This is a genomic window from uncultured Pelagibacterium sp., assembly GCF_963972885.1.
Taxonomy (GTDB): Bacteria; Pseudomonadota; Alphaproteobacteria; order Rhizobiales; family Devosiaceae; genus Pelagibacterium; species Pelagibacterium nitratireducens.
The window spans coordinates 1-7,374 of sequence record NZ_CAXAXY010000127.1 but is presented as its reverse complement, the minus strand read 5'-3'; the positions used below and the strand labels follow the sequence as shown (position 1 = coordinate 7,374).

Here is a 7,374-nt window from a genome sequence, read left to right as displayed (position 1 = left end):
GTGGGCCTGCATCTGCAAACCGACATTGCCATCGCCGGAAATCTCCTCGCCAACACAGATGTCGTCCCCGCCATGGCCGAAGCGTTTGCGCGTGCCGGCGGCCCGCTTGAGCTGCGCCTGCTTGCCGCGCTCACCGCAGGCGATGTGGCGGGCGGCGATGCGCGCGGCATCCAGTCGGCGGCGATAAAGACCTATTCCGACCAACCCTATCCGGCCATCGACGTGCGGATTGATTATTCTCTCAATCCCCTCGACGACCTCTCGACCGTTCTCGAGAAAGTCCGCGCCGGCGGCTACGCCGATTTCTTCGCCACCCTGCCGCGGCGCTGACCAGCCAGGTCCGACGGCGCTTGCGCATCCCCCAAAGCTGTGGTTTGCATCGCGCAAACGCACAAGGTCCTTTCATGTCCGATTTCCTCGAAATCTCTCCCGAGATCAAATACGCGCTGGCCGATGGTCAGCCGGTCGTGGCGCTTGAATCCACGATCATCACCCACGGCATGCCCTATCCGCAGAACCTTGAGACGGCGCTGGCCGTCGAGCAGGTGGTGCGCGACAATGGCGCGGTGCCGGCCACCATCGCGGTTATCGGCGGCAGGTGCCATGTCGGCGTGGCGGGTGAGACGCTCGAGGAACTGGCCAAGACAGGTTTGAATGCCGCCAAGGCCTCGCGGCGCGATCTTGCGGCCATTCTGGTCAAGGGCCTGACCGCCGGGACCACCGTCGCCACCACGATGCAGATCGCGGCGATGGCGGGCATAAAGGTGTTCGCCACCGGAGGGATCGGCGGCGTGCATCGCGGTGCCGAATCCACATTCGATATTTCCGCTGACCTGACCGAACTCTCGCAAACCCCGGTGGCGGTGGTCTGCGCGGGCGCCAAGTCGATTCTCGACATTCCCAAAACCCTAGAAGTGCTTGAATCCAATGGCGTTCCGGTTATCGGCTATGGCACCGACGCCTTCCCGGCGTTCTTCGCGCGCGAAAGCGGGTATGGGGTCGATTACCGGCTCGACAGTCCCGAGGAGGTTGCGGCCCTGATCGCGACGCAGGCGGCGCTGAACATGGCTGGGGGCGTTCTGGTCGCCAACCCGATACCCGAGGCCGACGCGCTCGATGCCGACGAGATCAATGAGCGCATCGCCGCCGCCATCGCCGATGCCGAGGCGCAGGGCGTCACCCGCAAGGATCTGACCCCCTATCTGCTCAACCGCATTTCCGAATTGACGGACGGCAAATCGCTGGTCGCCAATATCGCCCTGGTCAAGAACAACGCCAAGGTCGCCGCGCAGATCGCCGCCGCCCTCGTCAAGCGTCACTGACCATGACGGGCCGTATCCTGGTTGTCGGCGACGTCATCACCGATATTCTGGCTGTGCCCGAAGGGCCGGTGGCGCGCGGCACCGATACGCCGGCAACAATCCGGCAGATGCCGGGAGGATCGGGCGCCAATCAGGCGGTATGGCTGGCCGCAATGGGTGTCGATGCCCATTTCGCCGCCCGCGTCGGAGCCTCCGACCTGGTCCGGCTCGGCCGTCATTTCGAAGGACAGGGCGTCGCCGCCCATCTGGCGGGGGACGAAGCCAACCCCACGGGGTCGCTCATCTGTCTGGTCGATACCGATGGCGAGCGCAGCTTTCTCACCGACCGCGGCGCCAATGCCCATCTGGGTGAAACCGATCTGCCGTTCGAACTGCTCGAGGGCATGGATCGCCTGCACATCTCGGGCTACGCCCTGTTCGAGGCAAAACCCCGCGCCGCCGTCATGGCGCTCGCCGCGCGGGCCAAGGCAAGAGATATTCCGGTGAGCATCGACCCGGCCTCCACGGGCTTTCTTGCAGCGGCAGGGCCCGGCAATTTTCCTGGCTGGGCGCAAGATGCCGAAATCATCTTCCCGAACGCCGACGAGGCTCAACTTCTGACCGGGCAGACCGATCCTGATCGCCAGATCGCGGCTCTGCTCGATATCTTTCCCCGTGTGGTGCTCAAGCGCGGCGGGGAAGGGGCCATCTACGCCGCAAGAGGCATGGACACCATCGCGCTGCCTGCCGAAGCGGTAAAAATCGTCGATACCACCGGCGCCGGAGACGCGTTTCTGGCCGGCTTTCTTGCCGCCGATCTGCGCCGAGAGACGCCGGCTGGCGCCATGGCCGCCGCCATTGCGGCAGGCGCGCGGGCGGTATCGCGGCTCGGCGCGCAGCCACTGGCGCTCTGAACGGGCATCCACTGCGCTGCATGCCGATCTTCGGTCACGGCACGCTCCGGCCATCGATATAGTGCTTGCAAATGCCCTTCGTGTCGGCCCATTCTGGGCAGGCAAGGACCATCTCGCCCCAGTTGAAGATGCCTTCTCTCATGATTGGCCTCTGTGGCAGCTGGTCTGCAAAGGGAGGAAATTTATGACTATGTTTACTCGCAGCCCTGTCGCGGTGCTGGTTCTGAGCGGGGGGCTTTTTGCCTCAGGGCTGTCGCTTCCGGTCCAGGGCTATGCGCAGGACGAGAGCACCACCAGCCCTGTGCACTATTCGTCCGAACAAGCCGATCGCGGCGAAGAGAGATTTGAGAGAGACTGTGAAGACTGCCACGGCGACGACCTGCGCGGCGGGCTGATCGGGGGGCCGCCCCTGCGCGGCCTGGCATTCGAACAGAAATTCGCCGATGGCGCGCCCGCCTCGGCGATGTTCGGGTTTATGAGCGCCCTGATGCCGCCCAATGCCCCGGGCCGCTATACGCCCGAGGTCTATGCCGATCTGATGGCCTATATTCTCCAGGAAAACGGCTTTCCGGACGGCGAACCGCTCCCCTCGGACATGGAATCGCTCAACAACCTGATCGTCCAGAAGTAAGGGGCCGGGGCCCGCCGTTCACCGGGCCGGCGTAGCCGCAAAATCGTAGTTTTCGAGGATGGCGCCAATCGTGCCATCCGCTGTCAGCGCAGCAATCGCTTGGTCGATGGCGGTGCGCAGATAGGTGTTCTGCGAGAGCAACAGTCCGGCCACGCCAAGGGTCGTGGGCCGCATCGGGCTGGGGTCGATCAGGTGCAATTGAGGCAGATCGGGATTTTCGCGTTCCGCTGCCCACAGGCTGGGTCCCCAGACCAGCGCCACGTCAGCGGTGCCGTTGAGCAGCGAATCGAGCGAAAGCTCGTTGGTGCCCATTGGAAAGACCCGCAAACGCTCTTCGGGCGCCAGCGTCTGGACATAGGTGAACAATTGCAGGTGAGCCGACGTTCCCATCGTCGCCGCGATGGTGGTTGCCGGTGCCAGATCACCGAGCGTCTCGATGGAGGGGTCGGTGGTCGCGAAAACGTACTCGGCTTCATAGTAGGGCCGGGTGGCGATCACCCATTCGGGCAGACCGTCCGGGATGAGCTTGAAGCCCATCTGAACGTCGCAATGTTCGAGCAGGGTCTGGTAGATTTTGGTGATGTCTTCACGCACCATGTCACTTTGCACCACATAGCGTTGTGGCTCCAGCAGCAACCCCGCTATGGCATCGGCGATATCGCCAGCAATCTCCCAGTCGGGGTCGCGCTCGTCGATGCAATAGCGCAGATGGGACGCATCGAGCGGCTGGCCGATGTTCCACTGGCCGGGCGCGAAGGGCACGTCATAGAATTCGGGCTGTTGCGCGGGGGCGGTGCTCGTTGCGAGCATGGCTAGCGCCGAGAACAAAAGCGGTAATGTCGAGCGCAAAGCAATGGGCAAGTTCGAGCTCCCTTAATACGGATCGCCCTCCCTCTCTTCGCTTCCCCGGCGAAAGCCGGGGTCTAGCAGCAAGAGCCGAGCCACCATCGCTTGCGGCGGCCCCCCATGGGCCCAAGCTTTCGCCGGGGAAGCGATCGGTGTGGAGAACAGACAGTTTCGAAACCGGGCCTCCTTAAGAGAGGCGGGGCGGACCGGAAATTTCCGTGCCCGCCCCGCTTCTCAGATTACACCTTCCGATCAGTCGGGAAGTGCGAACACATACAGCGTTGCCGGATTGTCCGGTGGCAGCCGGATGTCCGGGGTCAGCGAAGCAAGACGGCCCAGACCCGAGGCCCAGTTCGCAACGACGGCAACATATTGCTTGCCGTCAGCTTCGTAGCTGATGGGGAAGGATTCGAGCGAGTTGCTCAAAGGTCCGCTTTCCCACAGCACTTCACCGGTTTCGTCGTCGAGCGCCATGAACTTGCGGTCCAGGCTGCCCACGAACACCACCCCACCGCCGGTCGGCAGCGTCGAGCTGGTGACTGCCGGGCGCTGGCGGTACTGCCAGGCTTCGGACTGGTCGGTCATGTCGATCGCACGGACCTGGCCGATATTGCCGTCACCATCGGGATGGGGCACACGGGCGAAGGTCGCCATGCCGCCGCCGGTGTAGATTTCGCCCGGATCGAGCGGGTTCGGCGTCGTGTTCGAGCAGAACTCGACTGTCGGCAGATAGAGCATCTGGGTGCGCGGGCTGTAGGCTGTCGCCTGCCAGGCCCGTCCGCCAGGATCGGCCGGACAGTTGAACGTCGTCTCCCCGATATGGGGAATCGTGTCGGGATTGATGGTCTTTTCGCCGGTTTCCTCATCGATCGAGGCCACCACGTTCTGGGGCACGGTTTCCTGAGCCCACAGCCATTCGCCCGATACCCGGTCAATGGCTTCGATGATGCCGAGCTTGCCGGTCGTCACCACCATCTGACGGTCCTCGCCATTGAACGGCAGGTCGATGAGCATGCGCTCATAGACATAATCGAGGTCGAGCGAGTCATTGGGCAGGTACTGGTGATACCATTTCAGCTCGCCCGTTTCCGGCACGATGGCCAGGGTCGAGTTGGTGTAGAGAGCGTCGTTGGTAACGCCTTCTTCCGAGCTTTCAGGCAGCAGCCCGCTGATCTCGGCAATCCAGGGGTAGGGCTGACCCACACCGGCGAAGATCAGGTTCTGTTCGGGATCGTAAGACCCGCTGATCCAGGCCGAACCGCCGTGGCGGCTTTCCACGGGAAGCCCGTTCCAGCTGTTGCCTTCGGCCGTATCGCCACGCGCGATCGTATTGACGCGCCACAGCTCCTCGCCGGTCTCGACGTCGTGACCGGTTATAAAGCAGCCGCCGGGTTGTCCGCCGCCGCAGCCGGTCATGCCTTGAACGACAACGCCGTTTGCCACGATCGGCCCGCTCGAAAAGCTGTAGCCAAATTCAGGATTGGCGACCTGCTTGTCCCAGATCAACTGACCGGTCTTGGCGTCGAGCGCGACCAGATGAGCATCGCGGGTTGCGATGATCAGCTTGTCTTCATAGATCGCCTTGGACCGCTGGCCGCTGGGGTTGGTCCCTTCGGACAGCTCGTATTCATACTCCCAGATCAAGTCGCCCGTGGCCCCGTCGAGGGCCTGGATGAGGTGGGTCGAATTCTGCAGGTACAAGATACCGTCATGAACCAGTGGGGTTTCCTGCGACCGTCCGCCCGGCGACATGCCCCAGGCCCAGGCCAGCTGCAGATCGCCGACATTGTCCTTGTTGATTTCTTCAAGCGGGCTGTAGCCCCAGCCGTCATAGGTGCGTCGCCACATCAGCCAGTCGCCATCGGGCGGATCGACCAACATTTCGTCGGTGACCGGTGTGAGGTTGTCGATCGGGCTGTCCTGGGCACTTGCCGCCTGCACGGCCAACAATGATGCCGATGACGCAGCGACCGCCAAAAAGCCAAGTAAAATCTTAGTTCTGGTCATAAGAGGCCTCCTCCAAAGCCTGAAGTTACTAGCTCTCTCCCTTGAAATGTTTGGCCGGCACAGTAGCGTCGGCAGACAAGGCCCTTGCTAGTACGATTTGATCGTACGCCTACCAAACAGAGGCCGTCAACTCTTGGTTAACGGCGGCTCTTTTGCGGTCCCTTGTCTTGGGGTGCCGCGGTCCCGCCCGCAGCGATTGTCAGGCGTTCAAAAATTGCGTTTACTGCGCGCGCGGCCCGAATTGCCTTTTGCTTGTGCTCATTTTGGCCGCTGCACTGCGAGGACTTCGCATCGCCAAGGGGACGAGGATGAGACGCATACAAACATTTGTGATGGCAGCAGCGCTCGCTGTCGGGCTGGGGGCTGGCCAGGCTCCGGCACAGGACGTCATGGTGGTCTATGACGCTTCGGGATCCATGTGGGGCCAGATCGAGGGCGTCACCAAGATCGAGATTGCCCGCGAGGTGCTGGGGGACCTTGTCAACCAGTGGCCGGACGAGACCAATCTTGGACTCGTGGCCTACGGCCATCGCCGCGAGGGCGATTGCGGGGACATTGAAACGGTAATTGCACCGCAACCGATTTCGCCCGCCACTTTCAGTGATGCGGTCAACGCCATCAACCCGCTGGGCCGCACGCCGCTCTCGGCTGCCGTCGAGCATGCAGCAGAAGAACTGGTCTATCTCGAAAACCCCGCCACTGTGGTTCTGATTTCAGACGGCATCGAAAATTGCGAGGCCGACCCCTGCGCGCTCGCGACCCATCTTGAAGAGCGCGGCATCGCGTTCACCACCCACGTCATCGGGTTTGACGTGGCGTCCGAGGAATACGCTCAGCTTTCCTGCATAGCCGAAAACACGGGCGGCATCTTCGTGCCGGCATCCAATGCCGGCGAATTGGCCGACGCCCTGGCCGAGGTCAAGCAGGTGATCGAGGAGGCGCCCGTCCCCGAGCCGCAACCCGAGCCAGAGCCGGAACCCGAACCTGAAGTCGCTCAGGTCGATATCAAGGCGCCGGCCAGCGTAACGGTCGGCATGCGGTTCCCCGTGAGCTGGGCGCCGACGCTCGAGGCAAGCGATTATGTCACCATCGTCCCGGTCGGTGCCGATGAAGGAAGCTATGGCGATTATCAGCGCGTGCGCGACGATTCCGAGCAGGAATTGAGGGCGCCGGCCGAAACCGGGCTTTACGAAGTGCGGTATGTTTTTGAGAGCACAGGCGAAACGGCCGGCTCGACCCCGGTCGAGGTGGTCGATGCCGAAATCACCGTCACCGCACCCGAAACGGTCACCACCGGGGCCCGGTTTACAGTGGGCTATACCGGCGCTGTCGATGGCAGCGATTATGTCACCATCGTTCCGGTCGGGGCCGAGGAGGGCAGCTATGCCGACTATCGGCGGGTAAGCGACGCGTCCGAACAGGAACTGACCGCTCCCGCGGACACCGGCCTTTATGAAGTGCGCTACGTCCTCGATGAGGGCGCGCGGACAATGGCCTCGACACCGATCGAGGTGGTCGAGCCGCAAACGACGGTTTCCGCTCCCAAAACCGTAACGGTGGGCGCCCGCTTCACCGTCGGCTACACAGGGGCTGTCAACGGCAGCGACTACGTCACCATAGTCCCCATGGGGGCCGAGGAAGGCAGCTATGCCGACTATCGGCGGGTAAGCGACGC

Annotated in this window: 7 protein-coding genes; 5 read left to right on the top strand and 2 right to left on the bottom strand. The window is 62.9% G+C overall.

Going from position 1 to position 7,374, the window contains the following annotated elements:
• From AACZ55_RS14915 to AACZ55_RS14900, 4 genes are all read left to right on the top strand, one after another.
• Positions 1-330 (top strand): DUF1028 domain-containing protein (locus AACZ55_RS14915; protein WP_339647384.1); only part of this gene is annotated, 330 nt, incomplete at its 5' end.
• Positions 331-404: 74 nt separating this feature from the next.
• Positions 405-1,322 carry a pseudouridine-5'-phosphate glycosidase gene (locus AACZ55_RS14910; protein WP_339647381.1) on the top strand — a complete coding sequence of 306 codons (918 nt, stop codon included), beginning with the start codon at positions 405-407 and terminating at the stop codon, positions 1,320-1,322.
• A gap of 2 nt (positions 1,323-1,324) precedes the next feature.
• A complete protein-coding gene (locus tag AACZ55_RS14905; RefSeq protein WP_339647379.1) occupies positions 1,325-2,215 on the top strand; it encodes a PfkB family carbohydrate kinase in 891 nt (296 codons plus the stop codon).
• A gap of 184 nt (positions 2,216-2,399) precedes the next feature.
• On the top strand, positions 2,400-2,846 hold the full coding sequence (locus AACZ55_RS14900) for a cytochrome c (RefSeq protein ID WP_338607108.1): 447 nt from the start codon (positions 2,400-2,402) through the stop codon (positions 2,844-2,846).
• A gap of 18 nt (positions 2,847-2,864) precedes the next feature.
• On the opposite strand, the gene AACZ55_RS14895 is transcribed toward AACZ55_RS14900, so the two are convergent.
• Together AACZ55_RS14895 and AACZ55_RS14890 are read right to left on the bottom strand one after the other, a co-directional pair.
• Positions 2,865-3,656 (bottom strand): transporter substrate-binding domain-containing protein, encoded by a 792-nt coding sequence (locus AACZ55_RS14895; protein WP_339647378.1) that lies wholly within the window; start codon positions 3,654-3,656, stop codon positions 2,865-2,867.
• A gap of 288 nt (positions 3,657-3,944) precedes the next feature.
• On the bottom strand, positions 3,945-5,699 hold the full coding sequence (locus tag AACZ55_RS14890; protein WP_338607106.1) for a PQQ-binding-like beta-propeller repeat protein: 1,755 nt from the start codon (positions 5,697-5,699) through the stop codon (positions 3,945-3,947).
• A 308-nt stretch (positions 5,700-6,007) separates the two neighbouring features.
• Here AACZ55_RS14890 and AACZ55_RS14885 point away from each other — a divergent pair.
• The coding region (locus AACZ55_RS14885) for a VWA domain-containing protein (protein ID WP_339647376.1) at positions 6,008-7,374 on the top strand (1,367 nt) is incomplete at its 3' end.

Coding starts and splice junctions, on each gene's coding strand:
- AACZ55_RS14900 (WP_338607108.1), top strand. CDS start 2,400: ATGACTATGTTTACTCGCAGCCCTGTCGCGGTGCTGGTTCTGAGCGGG.
- AACZ55_RS14905 (WP_339647379.1), top strand. CDS start 1,325: ATGACGGGCCGTATCCTGGTTGTCGGCGACGTCATCACCGATATTCTG.
- AACZ55_RS14895 (WP_339647378.1), bottom strand. CDS start 3,656: ATGCTCGCAACGAGCACCGCCCCCGCGCAACAGCCCGAATTCTATGAC.
- AACZ55_RS14890 (WP_338607106.1), bottom strand. CDS start 5,699: ATGACCAGAACTAAGATTTTACTTGGCTTTTTGGCGGTCGCTGCGTCA.
- AACZ55_RS14910 (WP_339647381.1), top strand. CDS start 405: ATGTCCGATTTCCTCGAAATCTCTCCCGAGATCAAATACGCGCTGGCC.